A 16,459-nucleotide genomic window follows, 5' to 3' on the forward strand; every position below is an offset into this window, starting at 1 on the left:
AATATATTTTAGAAGATTTAATGGCAAATTCCATCTGTCTATCAAAAAATCAATAAACAACAGATGAAAAAATCAATCATAGTAATACTACTTCTTTTTGTAGCTCTAGGTCAGGCACAGGATAAAAAGTGGACACTTAAAGAATGTGTTCAGTATGCCTTAGAAAATAACATTTCCATTAAACAAAGTGAGTTAGATGTAGAACTTTCTGAAGTCGAAAAGCTTACGGCTAAAGGTAATTTTATTCCAAGTTTAAATGCAGGAGTAGGAATTTCGGAAAATACAGGTTTGAGTTTTAACCCAATTACTAATAACGCCCAAACTACGACATTTTTATCAGCTTCAGGAAATATTAATGTAGGCTATACTCTATTTGACGGTTTAAGAAATTTTAGACAGCTTCAGCGAGCTGACATATCTAGACTTGCTAGTCAGTATAGATTGGATAAGATGAAAGATGATATTTCGCTTTTCGTTGCAAACGGATACTTAACTGTTATCTTAAATAAAGCCAATTTAGAAGTTTTAAAATCTCAAAATGAGGTTACTAAAGAACAAATTGAAAGAACACAAGAATTGGTAGATGCAGGATCACTACCTAGAGGAGATTTATTGGAAATTAAGGCAACAGACGCAAGTGAACAACAGCAAATTATCAATGCAGAAAATAATGTGCAAATATCCTTAATAAGTCTAGCTCAATTGCTCTTAATTAAAGATTATGAGACTTTTGATATTGAAGATGAAGGTTATAACATTGTTGATGATGGTGTTGCAGGTAAAGATGTTTCAGAAATAATTGCAGCTGCCAAGGAAAATAGGTCTGAAATTAAAATTGCAGAACAAAACGTTGAATTAGCAGAAATAGATTTGAAAATAGCAAAAGGAGTTAACTGGCCAACCTTATCAGCTTTTTTTGGCTATAACACCAGATATGCAAATACAACATCCTTTACTCAGCAAATAGATCCAAACAATCCTACTGTAACTCAGCAAATTGGTACGGTTGAAGCTACTGGACAATCAGTTGTGGGAACATTTCCAAATACATTCCCTGTAGAAGTAGCTGCAGATCCATTAGTTGACCAGTTATATCAAAATGATGGAATTGGTTATGGGTTGCAATTAAACATTCCCATTTTAAATGGTTTTAATACAAAAGGCAGCGTTCAAAGAAGTAGAGTGAGTTTAGAACGCTCAAAATTTCAATTAGAACAGGCTGAGTTAGATTTAGAGTCGACTGTTTACCAAGCATATGTTGATGCAAAAGGTGCTTTAAAATCTTATGAAGCAGCTCAGTTGGCTTTAGAATCTCAAGAATTAGCTTACAATTATGCGAAAGAAAGATATGATGTAGGTTTAACCAATGCTTTTGATTTTAGTCAATCAAAATTACGATATGATAATTCAAGAATAGAATTAAATAGAGCTAAATACGATTATATTTTCAAATTAAAAGTTCTTGAATTATATTTTGGTATTCCAGCAATAGAGTTAAAATTTTAATTATGAATAAAACTGTAAAAATCATCATTGGTGTAGTTGTTTTGTTACTTGTACTCCTTGTAGCAGGAAAATCAATGGGATGGTTTGGTAAAAAAGGAAACTTCAAGGAAGTTATAGTAAAAGAAGCTACTCTAAAAGATATCGTAGAGACCGTTTCTGCAACTGGTAAAATTCAACCAGAAGTAGAAGTGAAAATTTCATCCGAAGTGTCTGGCGAAATTTTAGAGTTACCTTTTAAGGAAGGTCAAGAAGTTAAAAAAGGAGATTTATTAGTAAGGGTTAATCCAGATTTAATTCAATCTGCTGTAAACCGTTCACAAGCATCCTACCAAAATGTAAGAGCTGGCTTAGAACAAGCTGAGGCAAATCTTAAACAAGCCAAAGCAGATTACGAAAGAAGCAAGGCACTTTTTGATAAAGGTGTAATTTCAAAAGCAGATTGGGACAAATCTATTGCTGCATATGAAACCGCAGTAGCCGGAAAGAATTCTGCATATTATAATGTGCAAAGTGCAGCAGCAACAGTAAATGAAGCAAAAGACAACCTAAACAGAACAACAATCTATGCGCCAATGAGCGGTACAATCTCTATGTTAAATGTAGAAGAAGGTGAGCGTGTTGTTGGGACGCAACAAATGGCAGGTACAGAAATTTTGCGTGTTGCAAACCTTAATAATATGGAAGTTGAGGTAGATGTTAACGAAAATGACATTGTTAAGGTAAGTATTGGAGATTCTACAATTGTTGAGGTAGATGCTTATTTAAAGAAAGAGTTTAAAGGTGTTGTTACCGAAATTGCTAATTCTGCAGAAGGAAACTTAACAGCTGATCAAGTAACTAATTTTAAAGTAAAGGTTAGAATCTTAGAAGAATCGTATAAAGATTTAACAGAAGGTAAACCTGAAACTTATTCGCCGTTTAGACCAGGTATGACAGCTACAGTAGATATTATTACTAAAACAAGAAAAGATGTTGTTGCTGTGCCAATTAGTGCTATTGTTATTAAGACCGATACAACGTCTACCAAAAAACCTTATGAAATAAAAGAAGATTTTGAAGATGAAGAAACACAAAAGGAGGAAGAGAAGTTTGAATGTGTGTTTGTAGATGATAACGGTAAAGCCAAACTAAGAGTTGTAAAAACAGGTATTCAAGATGATTCTAATATCGAAATTACATCAGGATTGTCAAAAGATGATAAGATAATAACAGGTCCTTATAATATGGTTTCAAAAACATTAAAACCAGGAGACCTTATTGAGCAAAAGAACAAAAAAGAAGAAACCTCTGAAGATAAAAAAGAGGAATAAAACTTAAAACGTATTTAATGGCCTTAGTGCTAAATATAGAAACAGCCACAACAAATTGTTCAGTCTCTCTGTCTAAAGATGGAGAGACTTTAGTTTTAAAGGAAGATAATAGTGCTGGGTATTCTCATGCAGAAACCTTGCATGTGTTTATTAAAGATGTCTTTGAAGCTGCAAATATTAACACCTTAGACATTGATGCTGTAGCAGTGAGTAAAGGACCTGGTTCGTATACAGGTTTGCGTATTGGTGTGTCTTCGGCTAAAGGGTTGTGTTATGCCTTAAACAAACCGCTAATTTCGGTTTCTACTTTAGAAAGTCTATCACACCAAGTAAAAGTTGAAGAAGGTATAATTATACCAATGCTAGATGCACGTCGTATGGAAGTGTATTCGGCTATTTTTAATCACAATCATGAGTTGATTAGAGAAATTAAAGCAGAAATATTAACTGAAGATAGTTATGCTGACTTGCTAAAAGAAAACAAAGTCTATTTTGTAGGGAACGGTGTTGCTAAAACGAAGCAGCTAATCAATCATCCAAATGCCATTTTTATTGATGGTAAATTACCCTCTGCAAACGAAATGAGTTTGCTGTCTGAGTTGAAGTATAAAAAAAGCGACATCGAAGATGTCGCCTATTTTGAACCCTATTATTTAAAGGATTTTGTTGCTATAAAAAAGAAAGCTTAGCCTTGTTTTTGTATTTCTACAGAGTGAGGGTATGGTATTTCTATACCTGCTGCGTCTAACGCTTCTTTTGTGTTTTCTGTAACTTCAAAGTAAACATCCCAGTAATGTTCTGCTTTACACCATGGTCTTACAGCAAAATTAACAGAACTGTCTGCCAACTCTAATACGGTAACTGTTGGTGCAGGTTCATTTAATACTTTAGGATTTGATGTTAGCACATTCATCAAAACCTCTTTGGTTTGCTTTATGTCAGCATCATAGCTTACTCCAAAAACTAAATCTACACGTCTTGTTCCTTCTGTAGTGAAATTAATAATATTACCATTAGAAAGTGCACCATTAGGAATGATAATCTCTCTATTAGAAAGTCCTGTTAATTTGGTAGTGAAAATTTCAATCTCTTTTACAACTCCAATTTCACCTTGAGCTTCAATGAGGTCTCCAATTTTAAAAGGTTTAAAAGTCATGATTAAAACACCTCCTGCAAAATTCCCGAGAGATCCTTGTAAAGCCATACCAACAGCCAAACCAGCAGCAGCTAAAATTGCAGCAAATGACGTGGTTTCTACGCCAACAGTGCCAAGAACAACAAGAATTAATACAATTTTAAAAATCCAGCTGAGTAGGTTAAGTAAGAACTTTTTTAAGCTATCATCATAATTTGCTTTGGTCATAGCTTTTTTAATGCCTTTCATCAGCATTTTAATAATCCAGCTACCAATAATCCATATTAAAATAGCGGCTAAAATTTTTGGTGCAAACTCAACAATTAAGTCATAACCTTTATCTATCCATTTTTGTGTCTCCATGTTGATTAATTTTATTGAATAAAAAAACTCGGTAGTAAAACCGAGTAAATTTAAAATATTGTTTTACAATTATTTAACTTCGAATGTCAACTTTAAGTTAACTCTAAATTCTGTAACGTCGTCACCTTTTACAATAGCGCTTTGGTCTTGTACATATACAGAACGAATGTTCTTTACAGTTTTAGATGCTTCTTTTACTGCTTTTTTAGTTGCATCTTCCCAACTTTTATCAGAGTTTGATAATACTTCGATTACTTTTAATACTGCCATAATATTTAAATTTTAATTATTGTTTGTTTCTTAAAATTACAAATTTTAATACAATAATTGATGATTTAAATCTTCTAACAATATAGTAGTCGGGTTAAACAGCGTGTTTTATAGGTTGAAATTAACCATTTAGCGCTACAACAGATTCTACTTTTCCTGCTAACATCTCTTTAAGCATATTTTCAATTCCGTTTTTTAATGTAAATGTTGAAGATGGACAACCACTACATGCACCTTGTAAAATTACTTTTACGGTTTTAGTAGTTTCATCATAGGATTCAAATTGGATGTTCCCTCCATCACTTGCAACAGCAGGCTTAATATATTCTTCTAGAATGTTTACAATTTGCTTAGAGGTGTCATCTAATGTTTCAAAGTGTGCTTCTACTTTTTCTACAGATTTTTCTACAACTTCTGGTGCATTAGGTGATACTATTTCTTTAGCATCCTCTATGTAATTTTTTATAAACTCTCTTAATTCAAAAGAAATGTCATTCCATTCTGCGATATCATATTTTGTGATTGACACATAGTTTTCGTCAAAAAAGACGCTTTTAACAAATGGAAAATGAAATAACGCTGTAGCCATAGGTGATGGCTTAGCTGTTTCGATTGAGGTAAACTCGTAGGAAGAGGTTACTAGTTTTTTGTTAGAAACAAATTTTAGTACCGATGGGTTTGGCGTGCTTTCCGTGTAAACGGTTACAGCAACCTTTTTTGTTACAGCAGTTTCTGATACAGCTATTCCACCATCATTTAGATAGGATTCAATCTGTTCTGCTACTTCAGTCTTAACATCGTTCCATTCTACAATATTATATCTTTCAATAGCTATAAAATTGCTAGATATGTAAACTTTTTTTACAAAAGGAAGATAAAATAATTGTTGTGCTAAAGGAGAGTCTTTAGCCTCGTCAATGTTGTTAAATTCAAAGCTTTGGTGCTTGGTTATAAATTGGTTTAATTCGAATTTAATTATGGTAGGGTTAGAGGTTTCTTGTATTGAAACTTTAAAATCACTCATTGTTACTTTTTTTTTGCAAAAATACTAAAGAAAAGTATAGATATCTATTATATTTGATTTTTATAAAATTTAACGATTTTTGAAGTTTATTTAATAAAACATTTTTATCTTGAACCTTTAACTTTTAGGATTGAAATTATAAAGAGTAAATTTATATATTTGAGACTCACTTTTGATTTTAAGTTAAAAGTTAGTTATAAACCCAATAGCGTAGCTATTTTTATAGACCTGTCTACCTCGAAATAAGAGATTATGAGATTAAAAAACATATTTTTAATAGCAATTGTTGCTTTATTTGGCACTCAATTTTCAAAAGCCCAAGAGGGATTACCAATCTACTCAGATTACTTAACGGATAATTACTACTTGATTCACCCATCTATGGCTGGTGCAGCAAATTGCGCTAAGCTTAGGGTTACAGGAAGACAGCAGTGGTTTGGAGATGATGACGCTCCAAAGTTAATTACTGCTAGTGTTAATGGTAGAATTGGAGACTCGCAATCTGGTATTGGAGCTATTGTATATAGTGATAAAAATGGATACCACTCTCAAACTGGTGCTTATTTTACTTACGCACACCATTTAATGTTTTCTAGAAGTACTACTGACCTAAACCAATTATCTTTTGGTTTAAGTGTTGGAGCTATACAATATAAGTTAGATGAAACTAGCTTTTTAGCTGATGGATTTGATCCTATTATTGCTGGAATCGAGCAGTCTGCTACTAATTTTAATGTAGACTTTGGTTTTTCTTACTTCTTATATGATTTTTATGCACACGCAACCGTAAAAAACTTATTAAAAAATGATGGTATTAATTTTAATGAGCAAGGTATAAGCTATGACAATTTAAGAACCTACTTAGTATCTGTAGGAAATACCTTTGGAAGCTATGGGAGCGAATGGAGTTTTGAGCCTTCTGCTATGTTTATGTATAGAGATGCTACTGAGGAAGCATCTTTTGACCTTAACCTTAAAGCATACAAATCCGTAGACTTTGGTAAGGTTTGGGGAGGATTATCTTACAGACGATCTTTAGATGGTGCAGAATTTAGAGATGGATCTGGAGTTAGCAGCCAAAAATTACAATATATTACACCAATATTAGGTGTGGAAGTAAACAACTTTGTGTTTGCTTACAACTATAGCTACCAAGCAAACTCTGTAGTGTTTAATAATGGTGGATTCCACCAATTAACATTAGGGTTTAACTTTAACTGTGGTAAAGAAAGATACAGTTGTAATTGTCCTGCAATTAACTAATTGTCAATATATAATTTATAAAAAAAGCCTCATTTTAATGAGGCTTTTTTTTATGGTTTTAATTAATGGTTAGTATTTAACTCTTTAACGTCAATGGTTCCGTCAGGTGATATAACAAAGTATTTATGTTTGATTTCTGTTTTAACAATAGGGTCTTGTTTTTGCTCAGCTGGTTTAGGTGTAAAATGTAATTTTATTTCCATGCCAATTTGTACAACAGGCTCTAATATTGAAGGATTAATTACAATATCGTAGTTCTCGTAAGACAAAGGTTGGTAATAATATGAGGTTTGTTTTTTTACTTCAGTAACACCTTTATCCTGTTTTAAAGCTTGGAAAGATATGCTGTTATAAGCCTGATAATTTTGATAAAAATCTTTAGGGAAGTAACAATATTTTTGATCAGCCATGACAGCATTATAGTTTTCTAATTTAAAACCTAGTAGATTGTAATATTCTTTTTTTTCGGTAATTAAATTTAAAAGTTTAGTTTGTAGATTTTTGTACACATCAGCAATGTTTTCAATATAATAATCCACTTTTACCAAGTTATAAATTTCGTTTTTAGCACAAGCAGTAAGAATTTTTTCAAATTGTTGTGTCTTAGTAAATTGGATGTGTATGTTTTGTTGCAGTTCAAATCCTTTAGGGACTTCAGTATACGTTTTGCTAAATAGCTTTTTAGTGACCTCTACCTCATAAACAGGAACAAACGAAATCACGTCAATAGCAATATCCTTTTCTAAAATTCCAATTGACGATAACTCTGTTTTGATATTTGCAATACGATCATTTAAAAGGGTGTTAGTAATTTCAGCAGTTTCGCCAATTTGAGTAACATTAAAAATAGCAGTGTAGGTAGTTGCTTTTACATTTTGCAACGCTCTAACGTCAATTATAATAGTACTGTTAGGATTTAAATTAGGTGTAAGTTGTCTAGGTGAGTTGCCATAAGTAATAGCATTTCCGCTAGTAATATTTTGTCTGGAAATGCCTTGATTAAGGTTTCCCATGTGTTGTGCTTGGATGTTAATAGATAGTAAAGTGAATAGGGCAAATAGTTTAGAATATTTCATGATTGCTTTAAGTTTTACTTTTGGTAAACCTATAAGCAACATATTTAAAACAAAAGCCAGATTGAGTAAACTAACAATATAAATGAGTCAGTTTGGTATATAAATGAGTTAAGACTATAATTTTAGTTGTTTTACTTATCAAATTGAAAAAAGTACATTTTATTTAATGGGCTAAAGTGCGTAAGTTTATATTCTATAATTTAATAAATGAAAAACCTACGCATACTACTAACTATTTTGTTGTGTCTAACAGCACAGCAAATCATGCAAGCGCAACATCAGTTAAATAAATCTGAAGAGGCTACTTTTACTGTAAAAGGGTTAGTTAGAGAGGTGGATACTTATAATCCAATAGTTGATGTTAACATCCAAGTTAATGGAGGGTCTTACACTAGTACTAGTCTAAGTGGCGAATTTAGAATTAATGTAAAAATAGGAGATGAGATTATGATTAGTCACAAGGATTTTGAGACTATTTATTACACCGTAAAATCCGATGACGATATAACCGTAGAAGTCCATGCTTTAATCGAGGATGCCTATGTTAAAAAGATAAAAACCAAATCTAATACATTTAAAAGCACCATTGATTCAGCTGTTTTTTATAAGAAAATTTCAGCAGAAAAAAGTATACAGTTTATAACTGAAAGTATTCCAAAAAGCACATCTGTTAAGCAAAATGCCGAAGCTTTTGAGGTCTTAGCAGACGTCTATATGTATTGGAAACAATACGATTTAGCGGTAACAAACTATCGTATAAGTTTAAATAATGTAAATGCAACAGACGTTAATTTAAAATTAGCTAAAGCCTATTTTAAAAACAAAAACCACCAGGAGAGTTTAGCTGTTTATAATAGTTTAAAAACTAGCGATTTGTCTAATTGGCAAAACGTAATACGTTACGAAGGATTAGGTGATGTGTATGCTCAAATCAATCAAAACAGTAAAGCAACGCAAGCTTATACAGAAGGATTAAAAGTAGCGACTACTAATCAAATTTTGCCTAAAGTTACAGACTTAAATTCTAAACTAGGAGAGGTTTACAATTCAGAAGGTAAAAAGGCTAAAGCCGAAGTTTTACTAGAAAACTCTGTAGCGCTTGCTGCTCAAGAAAATAAAACAAGAGAGGTAGAACAAAAAATTAAGTTTGCAGATTTTCAAAATGTTAATCAATCTTACGATCAAGAAATTAAAACCAGAAAAGAGATTATTAAAGATATAGCTGTTATTGAAAAAGACTCCATAATAGCTAACGAGAGTAACATAACTAAGCAAAAACAAAACTATAAAATTGGTAATGCGTATTTCCTTCAAAAGGAATATAAAGAAGCCATTCCATACTTAGAAAAAAGTATTGAAGAAGCAGATAAAAAAGAAGATTTAATAGTAAAAAAAGATGCGACTAAAAAGCTAACAGATGTGTATGTCGAGTCTGGTAATTTTAGCGAAGCTAAATTAATGTTTGACGAGTATGTAAAAACCGTTGATCAGCTATACATTAAAAAAGAGCAAGAAATATCGCAAGCAGCACGATTTAATAAAAGTATAGCCGAAAAGCAAAACCGAATCACAACTCTAGAAACAGACCGAAAGTTAACGCTAAGTCAAGTTGAATTATCTGAAGAAAAAAATAAAAGTCAACAGCTAATAATATACTCATTAATAGGTGGTTTATTCCTGTTGGCAGTAACAGCTTATTTGATGTTTAAATATATAAAACAGCAAAAATTAGCAAACAATTTATTAGCTTTAAAGTCTTTACGTAGCCAAATGAATCCGCATTTTATTTTCAATGCACTAAACTCGGTCAACAGTTTTATTGCGACTAATGACGAGAGGACTGCAAACAAATACCTATCCGATTTTTCTAAATTAATGCGTGCAGTTTTGGAAAACTCTGAAGAAGATTTTATTCCGCTTCAAAAAGAAATTGAACTTATAGAATTATACACAAAATTAGAGCATTTTAGGTTTAAAGATAAGTTTGAATACACTATTAATATAGACAAAACTATAGATATCGAAGCCTATCAGATTCCGCCTATGTTACTACAGCCTTACATAGAAAATGCAGTATGGCATGGACTACGTTATAAAAATGACATGGGATTGTTAGAAATTTCAATAACCAAAAAACAAAAAGGAGTGATAGCAATAACAATTGCAGATAATGGTATTGGACGCAAAAAATCTAAAAGTTTAAAGACCCAAAATCAACAAAAACATAACTCTAAAGGATTAGGAAATATTAAAAAACGTGTTACTATTTTAAACCAAATGTATAAAGACAAAGTTGATGTGTTTATAGACGATAATGGAACAGAAGGAGATGTAGGGACAAAAGTAGTAGTGACAATAAAAAAAGATTAAAAATGAAACTAAACGCAATATTAGTAGAAGACGAAGCGCAAAGTAGAGCCATATTAAAAAACTACTTAACTAAATACTGTCCAAAAGTTAATATAATTGGCGAGGCAGAAAACATAAACGAAGCCTTAGAGTTAATCCGTACCTTAGATTTAGACTTAGTGTTTTTAGATGTAGAGATGCCATATGGTAACGCATTTGATTTATTAGACAAAGTTGGTGATCGTGATTTCGAAACCATTTTCGTAACCGCATATAATAACTACGCAATGGATGCCCTAAATGCACACGCATCTTATTATTTAATGAAACCAATAGATATTGACGAGCTGATTAAAGCAGTTGACTATGTGTCCGAAATTAAGTTAAAAGAAGACGCATTACAAGACCAAGTATTAATACCTAAAACTAATAATGTAGCAGGTAAAATAACCATACCACAGCAAGACGGTTTTGAGGTGTTAAATACTAAAGATATTTTGTATTGTAAAGCAGATGATAATTATACAGAGATCTATTTAAACAACAATAAAAAGAAAGTAGTCAGTAAGACACTAAAATATTTTGAAGACGCATTAACACCATCAGGATTTGCTCGTGTACACAAAAGCTACCTAATTAATGTAAGCGAAGTCGTTAAATACGTTAAAGGAAAAGGAGGAAGTGTTATACTTAGTAACGGTCAAGAAATTATGGTGTCTGCTTCAAAAAAATCAGATTTATTATCTTACTTTAAATAATCCAATACCTCTGTTCGGATGTTTTAGAGAAACTAACAAAAAATATAAAAAACAATCAACACATGCCAATAATAAAACCAGTAAACGGTAAAGCACCACAAATTACAGCAGACTGTTACATAGCCGAAAACGCTACCATAGTAGGCGATGTCCAAATAGGCAAACAATGCAGCATTTGGTTTAATGCAGTGCTACGTGGTGACGTAAATTATATAAAATTAGGAGACAAAGTCAATGTCCAAGATGGAGCAGTCGTGCATTGTACCTATCAAAAATACCCAACCATAATAGGTAATAATGTATCCATTGGTCACAATGCTATAGTCCATGGATGTACAATCCACGACAACGTGTTAATAGGTATGGGAAGCATCGTAATGGATAATTGCGTAGTAGAAAGTAACAGCATTGTAGCAGCAGGAGCTGTCCTAACCCAAAATACAATTGTCCAATCAGGAAGCATTTACGCAGGTGTGCCAGCAAAAAAAGTGAAAGACATTAGCAAAGAGTTAATACATGGCGAAATAAATCGTATTGCCGATAATTACGTCAAATACTCAGGCTGGTTTAAAGAGTAATTTTTGGGCGTTACCACAAGGGTCGCGTCATCCATTATATCTTTTTTTGCCATATATGGCAGCAAAAAAAGGATGTCATTACTACCGCTAACGCAACCTATCGCAAGACTTGGACTCAATAGTAAGAATTAGTTCTTCCACAGATGTTAAGGACGCAATAGCTTTGCTTGACAAAAAGGGTTGTAACGTGTTGTTGGTTTTGGATAATATAATTGGATAACTAAAATTTTTAGCTTTAAATTTTGCTTCAAACGCATCACTATGTAAAAATTCAATTTCTAAAGGAGTTCTGTTTCTAAAATCTTTCCAAATTGTATTTTCTGTAAAAGTATTAAACGTTAAAGCACATAAATTACAAGCATAAGTTTTAGGGCTAAATAATTTATGTGCAATGTCAAGTGCTAGGTTTTTAAAACCTGATTTGGCATTATAAACAAATACTAGTGTAGTCATATAGACTAAGTCGTAAAACAATTAAAATAATTACTTTCTGTAATTAAAAGGTTTGTCTTCGTAAAAATGTTCAAATGTTTTATCTGTAAAATAATGATCTTTTAATACCTTATAAACCATAATAGCAACAAATACTTGACCAATAACAGTTAGGTAAAAGACCCAACTAAAAGACATATTCATTGCTACCATAATGGTAACAGTAATTAATAACAAGGTGGTAATAGCCACCCAAAACATTGCAGGCGTTTTCATAGTTTTTTATTTACAATTTACTAAAAACTAGAGAGATATGTTTTGTGTGACTCGTTAATTTATTTATAAAATTAAGTAATACTAATGTTTACAACCAAACCTTCATTACTTCTAATGTTACAAACGGTATTATCTTCAAAAATTAAATATTGTCCTTTGATACCTTTTAAAACACCTGTGTAATGTGGTGTCTTTGTAAAATTTAAAGACTTAGGTTTTGTTGGATATTGTAATACCGGAAATTCAATATTAGTTTCCTGATTGTCTTCAATAAAATATTGTTTTGCTTCATCAGGTATATACTGTTTTAGCTTATCACGCCATTCAATTAAATTTTCATCCTTAATATCGTTTTTAAGCATGGTACGCCAATTAGTTTTATCACCAACATAATCCTTTAAAGCAACCTCTGTAATTCCAGCAAGATATCTGTTAGGGACTTCAACAATCTCAATAGCTTCATGTGCACCTTGATCAATCCAACGTGTTGGGACTTGACCTTTTCTGGTAACACCAACTTTTACATTGCTAGAATTGGCCAAATAGACAATGTGTGGTTGTAATTGTACTTGTTTTTCATAGGCTAAATCGCGCTCTTCAATATCCAAATGGGCTTGACTTAACTCGGGTTTCATGATCCAATCTGCTGCTTGCGGAATCTCAAAAAAGCAACTTTTACAAAAACCTTGGCGGTAAATAGGCTTATCTAAATGGCAATTTAGACACTCGTATTTTACAAAACTAAACGTTAAGGTTTTGTCTAATAATTGGTTAATATTAATAAAGTCATTTTTAAAAACCATATAGTAATTTATAGGTTTAGAAAACTCGGTTTGCATTTTTGTCAACACACCTTGGTAGGTCATAAAAAAAAGTATTATTTTTAAAACTTAAAGATACAAATAACTATGCCAATTCCTCTTGTTAATTCTATTGCTTCATGGTTTTTAAAGAAGCGTTTTCATCAAATAGAGTTGTTTTTAAAGTATCCAAACGAGGTGCAGCAAGAGCTGTTGTTTAATTTATTAGACATAGCTAAAGACACTGAGGTTGGTAAAACACACGGATTTGCTTCAATAAAAAACTATGCAACATTTGCAGATCGCGTACCTATATCTACTTACGAGGATTTACAGGATAGTATTGAACGCTCAAGACAAGGTGTAAATAATATTTTTTGGCCAAAGCCAATTAAATGGTTTGCAAAATCTAGCGGTACAACCAGTGCTAAAAGTAAGTTTATTCCTGTTAGTTTTGACAGTCTAGAAGATTGTCATTATGCAGCAAGTAAAGACCTATTATGCATGTACCTTAATAATAATGAAAACTCGCAATTATTTACTGGTAAAAGCTTAAGATTAGGAGGTAGTAAAGAGCTATACAAAGAAAACGGAACTGCATTTGGAGATTTAAGCGCTATTTTAATAGATAATATGCCTTTTTGGGCAGAGTTTAGTAGCACGCCAAGTAGTAAGGTTAGTTTAATGAGTGATTGGGAAACCAAAATGGCTGCTATAGTTAACGAGACTATAAACGAAAACGTGACCAGTCTTGCTGGTGTACCAAGTTGGATGTTAGTTTTACTTAATAACGTTTTAGATAAAACCGATAAAACAAGCTTATTTGACGTTTGGCCTAACCTAGAAGTGTATTTTCATGGAGGTGTAAGCTTTAATCCGTATATCGAACAGTACCGAAATATATTACCTAAAAAAGATTTTAAATATTACGAAATTTATAATGCATCGGAAGGGTTTTTTGCAATCCAAGATCAAAATTACTCTGGCGATTTATTGTTAATGTTAGACTATGGTATTTTTTACGAGTTTATCCCAATGGATACATTTGGGACTAAAGACCAAAAAGTAATACCATTAAGTGAGGTGCAACTTAATAAAAACTATGCAGTTGTAATTACTACTAATGCTGGGCTTTGGCGTTATATGATAGGTGATACCGTAAGGTTTGTGTCTATCAGTCCATATCGTATAAAAGTGTCAGGACGCACAAAACACCATATTAATGTTTTTGGCGAAGAGTTGATTATTGAAAACGCTGAAGATGCTTTAAAAAAAGTATGTAAAAAGACGAAGTCAGAAATTGTAGATTACACAGCAGCTCCAATATTTATGGAAGGTAAAGAAAAAGGTGCGCATGAGTGGTTGATCGAGTTTAAAACGCCTCCAAAGGATATTAATTATTTTAATGAGCTGTTTGATAATGCACTTAAAAGTCTAAACTCAGACTATGAAGCTAAACGTTATAATAATATGACATTAAATAAACCAAAAATACACATAGCTAGAGAGCAGTTGTTTTATGATTGGTTAAAGCAAAATAATAAGCTTGGAGGCCAACACAAAGTCCCAAGACTATCTAATACGCGTCAATATATGGACGAGCTAATACTTTTAAATACATAGGTAATAGTTGGCGTTATGTGCTGTTCTTTTTAGCTAATGTCTATTTTTATAATTACCATAGTTTAAATAAAACAGTCTATTTATTTGGTTATCAAACAAATAAAACATATATTAGTCTTGCTATTAATCTGGCTTTAAGGGAAGTCATATTGAATTTAATCAAGAAAAAACCACTTTAAACATATGTCTAAAGTGGTTTTTTTATTTGTTTTAATATCATGGTGTTAAATAAAATTATAAAAAATTTGTTTAAGTTTAAGTTTATATAATTAATTATAAATTAAAAGTATTATGAAATTATTTAAAAAAATCAGCTATTTATTTTTTATTAGTTTGTTTATTTCTTGTTCATCAGAAACTGAAGCCGATCAAAATCTAGAAAATTCTAATGTAAATAAGGCAGTAGATACTGTTGTTTTTGGAGAAGAAGTGGCTAGAATGGAAGAAGGGACTTTAAAAATTTTTAATCCTAATCAATTAAAAGCTGAGTTTAAGTTAAAATCAAAATCTCAAGGCTATAATCCAGAATATAGCAATCAATTTAAACTTGTTGAAGGAGATAAGTCCATTACTGCTTTTAATAGTTATTTATTAATATTAACTAGTGTTGACCAAACCTTAAAGACTGCAATTGAGGTGGCAGAAAAAGATGGTGTTTTTTATAAAATAGGTAATTCAACAAAATAGGAATACATAAACATTTAATAGTTTGGGCTGTTTCATAGGTCGTAACCCAATAAAGTCAAATATTAAATACAATCTTACAATTTGTGAAATTACTAATAATTGGACAAAAGCAGTTACTGTTATTATTGAAGAAGATGTAATACAGCAGGTAGAATAATAAATAAAAAGCCACTTTAATCATTAGATTAAAGTGGCTTTTTTAAATTGCGTAAACTATAATTTATGAGACTGCTTTTAATTTTTTAATAGTAGTCTTACTTAGTTTTTGTTCAGCGTAAGCTTTTGTTACATTTAGTTTTTTAGTATCACTTCCAGGAAGTTCAAACATGGCGTCCGTAAGGATTTCTTCGCATAAGCTTCTTAATCCACGAGCACCAAGTTTATACTCTATAGCTTTGTCAACAATAAAGTCTAAAGCACCATCGGTTAAACTTAGCTCTATTTCGTCCATTTCAAACAGCTTTTTATATTGTTTGATAATGGCGTTTTTAGGCTCTGTTAAAATAGCTCTTAACGTTTTACCGTCAAGTGGATCCATGTAAGTTAAAACAGGTAAACGTCCAATAATTTCTGGTATTAAACCAAAGTCTTTTAAATCCTTAGGGATAATATATTGTAATAAATTATTGTGGTCTACAACATCTTCTTTAATAGATGCACTATAACCTACAGCTTGCATGTTTAATCGTTTTGAGATTACACGCTCAATACCATCAAAAGCACCACCAGCAATAAATAAAATATTTTCGGTATCTACTTCAATAAACTTTTGGTCAGGATGTTTACGACCACCTTTTGGCGGAACGTTAACTACAGTACCTTCTAAAAGTTTTAGTAAAGCTTGTTGTACACCTTCACCAGAGACATCTCTGGTTATTGATGGATTATCGCTTTTACGTGCTATTTTATCAATTTCGTCTATAAACACAATGCCTTTTTGTGCTTTATCTAAATTGTAATCTGCAGCTTGTAATAATCGTGTTAAAATACTTTCTACATCTTCACCAAC

Annotated in this window: 17 protein-coding genes; 9 read left to right on the top strand and 8 right to left on the bottom strand. The window is 31.8% G+C overall.

Annotated features, from left to right (window positions below):
- The first annotated feature begins 63 nt into the window (after window positions 1-63).
- Genes B2989_RS00585 through tsaB form a run of 3 tightly spaced genes read left to right on the top strand, consistent with a single transcriptional unit; the run spans window position 64 to window position 3,505 of the window.
- A complete protein-coding gene (locus B2989_RS00585) occupies window positions 64-1,506 on the top strand; it encodes a TolC family protein (RefSeq protein WP_292942556.1) in 1,443 nt (480 codons plus the stop codon).
- Window positions 1,507-1,508: 2 nt separating this feature from the next.
- Entirely contained in the window at window positions 1,509-2,816 is a 1,308-nt protein-coding gene (locus tag B2989_RS00590) for an efflux RND transporter periplasmic adaptor subunit (protein WP_292942558.1), read from the top strand.
- 17 nt (window positions 2,817-2,833) lie between these two features.
- Entirely contained in the window at window positions 2,834-3,505 is a 672-nt protein-coding gene (gene tsaB, locus B2989_RS00595) for a tRNA (adenosine(37)-N6)-threonylcarbamoyltransferase complex dimerization subunit type 1 TsaB (RefSeq protein ID WP_292942561.1), read from the top strand.
- On the opposite strand, the gene B2989_RS00600 is transcribed toward tsaB, so the two are convergent.
- From B2989_RS00600 to B2989_RS00610, 3 genes are all read right to left on the bottom strand, one after another.
- Window positions 3,502-4,314 carry a mechanosensitive ion channel family protein gene (locus B2989_RS00600; RefSeq protein ID WP_243473095.1) on the bottom strand — a complete coding sequence of 271 codons (813 nt, stop codon included), beginning with the start codon at window positions 4,312-4,314 and terminating at the stop codon, window positions 3,502-3,504. The two genes, tsaB and B2989_RS00600, sit on opposite strands and share 4 nt — an antisense overlap.
- Before the next feature lie 69 nt (window positions 4,315-4,383).
- Window positions 4,384-4,584, bottom strand: coding sequence for a dodecin family protein (locus tag B2989_RS00605; protein ID WP_138432236.1), 201 nt, complete (start codon window positions 4,582-4,584; stop codon window positions 4,384-4,386).
- A 121-nt stretch (window positions 4,585-4,705) separates the two neighbouring features.
- A complete protein-coding gene (locus B2989_RS00610) occupies window positions 4,706-5,608 on the bottom strand; it encodes a NifU family protein (protein ID WP_145003560.1) in 903 nt (300 codons plus the stop codon).
- Between the two features lie 252 nt (window positions 5,609-5,860).
- Between B2989_RS00610 and B2989_RS00615 the strand changes: the two genes are divergently transcribed.
- Window positions 5,861-6,871 (top strand): PorP/SprF family type IX secretion system membrane protein, encoded by a 1,011-nt coding sequence (locus B2989_RS00615; RefSeq protein ID WP_292942577.1) that lies wholly within the window; start codon window positions 5,861-5,863, stop codon window positions 6,869-6,871.
- A 62-nt stretch (window positions 6,872-6,933) separates the two neighbouring features.
- Here the strand turns inward: B2989_RS00615 and B2989_RS00620 are convergent, their stop codons facing one another.
- Window positions 6,934-7,947, bottom strand: coding sequence for an SIMPL domain-containing protein (locus B2989_RS00620; protein WP_292942579.1), 1,014 nt, complete (start codon window positions 7,945-7,947; stop codon window positions 6,934-6,936).
- Between the two features lie 207 nt (window positions 7,948-8,154).
- On the opposite strand from B2989_RS00620, the gene B2989_RS00625 reads away from it, so the two are divergent.
- From B2989_RS00625 to B2989_RS00635, 3 genes are all read left to right on the top strand, one after another.
- A complete protein-coding gene (locus tag B2989_RS00625) occupies window positions 8,155-10,317 on the top strand; it encodes a tetratricopeptide repeat-containing sensor histidine kinase (protein WP_292942581.1) in 2,163 nt (720 codons plus the stop codon).
- Between the two features lie 2 nt (window positions 10,318-10,319).
- The gene (locus B2989_RS00630; protein WP_145003543.1) at window positions 10,320-11,054 is read left to right on the top strand and encodes a LytR/AlgR family response regulator transcription factor; all 735 of its coding nucleotides are present in this window, start codon (window positions 10,320-10,322) and stop codon (window positions 11,052-11,054) included.
- Window positions 11,055-11,116: 62 nt separating this feature from the next.
- Complete coding sequence (locus B2989_RS00635; RefSeq protein WP_292942584.1) at window positions 11,117-11,632, top strand: gamma carbonic anhydrase family protein; 516 nt, start codon at window positions 11,117-11,119, stop codon at window positions 11,630-11,632.
- A gap of 87 nt (window positions 11,633-11,719) precedes the next feature.
- On the opposite strand, the gene B2989_RS00640 is transcribed toward B2989_RS00635, so the two are convergent.
- The 3 genes from B2989_RS00640 to B2989_RS00650 all read right to left on the bottom strand — a co-directional run bounded on the left by B2989_RS00640 (window position 11,720) and on the right by B2989_RS00650 (window position 13,206).
- On the bottom strand, window positions 11,720-12,085 hold the full coding sequence (locus B2989_RS00640) for a GTPase (RefSeq protein WP_292942586.1): 366 nt from the start codon (window positions 12,083-12,085) through the stop codon (window positions 11,720-11,722).
- 30 nt (window positions 12,086-12,115) lie between these two features.
- Window positions 12,116-12,340: a hypothetical protein gene (locus tag B2989_RS00645; RefSeq protein ID WP_145003533.1), complete on the bottom strand. Its 225-nt coding sequence runs from the start codon at window positions 12,338-12,340 to the stop codon at window positions 12,116-12,118.
- Between the two features lie 71 nt (window positions 12,341-12,411).
- Entirely contained in the window at window positions 12,412-13,206 is a 795-nt protein-coding gene (locus B2989_RS00650; protein ID WP_292942590.1) for a DUF2797 domain-containing protein, read from the bottom strand.
- Window positions 13,207-13,248: 42 nt separating this feature from the next.
- On the opposite strand from B2989_RS00650, the gene B2989_RS00655 reads away from it, so the two are divergent.
- Both B2989_RS00655 and B2989_RS00660 read left to right on the top strand, forming a co-directional pair.
- Window positions 13,249-14,763 carry a GH3 auxin-responsive promoter family protein gene (locus B2989_RS00655; RefSeq protein ID WP_292942592.1) on the top strand — a complete coding sequence of 505 codons (1,515 nt, stop codon included), beginning with the start codon at window positions 13,249-13,251 and terminating at the stop codon, window positions 14,761-14,763.
- A 291-nt stretch (window positions 14,764-15,054) separates the two neighbouring features.
- Window positions 15,055-15,450, top strand: coding sequence for a hypothetical protein (locus B2989_RS00660; RefSeq protein ID WP_292942595.1), 396 nt, complete (start codon window positions 15,055-15,057; stop codon window positions 15,448-15,450).
- 220 nt (window positions 15,451-15,670) lie between these two features.
- Here the strand turns inward: B2989_RS00660 and clpX are convergent.
- Window positions 15,671-16,459, bottom strand: a 789-nt coding sequence (gene clpX, locus B2989_RS00665; protein WP_292942598.1) for an ATP-dependent Clp protease ATP-binding subunit ClpX, incomplete at its 5' end; no start/stop codon positions are given.

It is taken from the genome of Olleya sp. UBA1516 (assembly GCF_002323495.1).
In the GTDB taxonomy this organism is placed as follows: Bacteria; Bacteroidota; Bacteroidia; order Flavobacteriales; family Flavobacteriaceae; genus Olleya.

What these genes read in the sequence shown, in the direction of transcription:
- B2989_RS00645 (WP_145003533.1), bottom strand. Translation starts at nt 12,340, where the DNA reads ATGAAAACGCCTGCAATGTTTTGGGTGGCTATTACCACCTTGTTATTA.
- B2989_RS00635 (WP_292942584.1), top strand. Translation starts at nt 11,117, where the DNA reads ATGCCAATAATAAAACCAGTAAACGGTAAAGCACCACAAATTACAGCA.
- B2989_RS00600 (WP_243473095.1), bottom strand. Translation starts at nt 4,314, where the DNA reads ATGGAGACACAAAAATGGATAGATAAAGGTTATGACTTAATTGTTGAG.
- B2989_RS00585 (WP_292942556.1), top strand. Translation starts at nt 64, where the DNA reads ATGAAAAAATCAATCATAGTAATACTACTTCTTTTTGTAGCTCTAGGT.
- B2989_RS00625 (WP_292942581.1), top strand. Translation starts at nt 8,155, where the DNA reads ATGAAAAACCTACGCATACTACTAACTATTTTGTTGTGTCTAACAGCA.
- B2989_RS00660 (WP_292942595.1), top strand. Translation starts at nt 15,055, where the DNA reads ATGAAATTATTTAAAAAAATCAGCTATTTATTTTTTATTAGTTTGTTT.
- B2989_RS00650 (WP_292942590.1), bottom strand. Translation starts at nt 13,206, where the DNA reads ATGACCTACCAAGGTGTGTTGACAAAAATGCAAACCGAGTTTTCTAAA.
- B2989_RS00630 (WP_145003543.1), top strand. Translation starts at nt 10,320, where the DNA reads ATGAAACTAAACGCAATATTAGTAGAAGACGAAGCGCAAAGTAGAGCC.
- B2989_RS00620 (WP_292942579.1), bottom strand. Translation starts at nt 7,947, where the DNA reads ATGAAATATTCTAAACTATTTGCCCTATTCACTTTACTATCTATTAAC.
- B2989_RS00655 (WP_292942592.1), top strand. Translation starts at nt 13,249, where the DNA reads ATGCCAATTCCTCTTGTTAATTCTATTGCTTCATGGTTTTTAAAGAAG.
- B2989_RS00610 (WP_145003560.1), bottom strand. Translation starts at nt 5,608, where the DNA reads ATGAGTGATTTTAAAGTTTCAATACAAGAAACCTCTAACCCTACCATA.
- B2989_RS00615 (WP_292942577.1), top strand. Translation starts at nt 5,861, where the DNA reads ATGAGATTAAAAAACATATTTTTAATAGCAATTGTTGCTTTATTTGGC.
- B2989_RS00640 (WP_292942586.1), bottom strand. Translation starts at nt 12,085, where the DNA reads ATGACTACACTAGTATTTGTTTATAATGCCAAATCAGGTTTTAAAAAC.
- B2989_RS00590 (WP_292942558.1), top strand. Translation starts at nt 1,509, where the DNA reads ATGAATAAAACTGTAAAAATCATCATTGGTGTAGTTGTTTTGTTACTT.
- tsaB (WP_292942561.1), top strand. Translation starts at nt 2,834, where the DNA reads ATGGCCTTAGTGCTAAATATAGAAACAGCCACAACAAATTGTTCAGTC.
- B2989_RS00605 (WP_138432236.1), bottom strand. Translation starts at nt 4,584, where the DNA reads ATGGCAGTATTAAAAGTAATCGAAGTATTATCAAACTCTGATAAAAGT.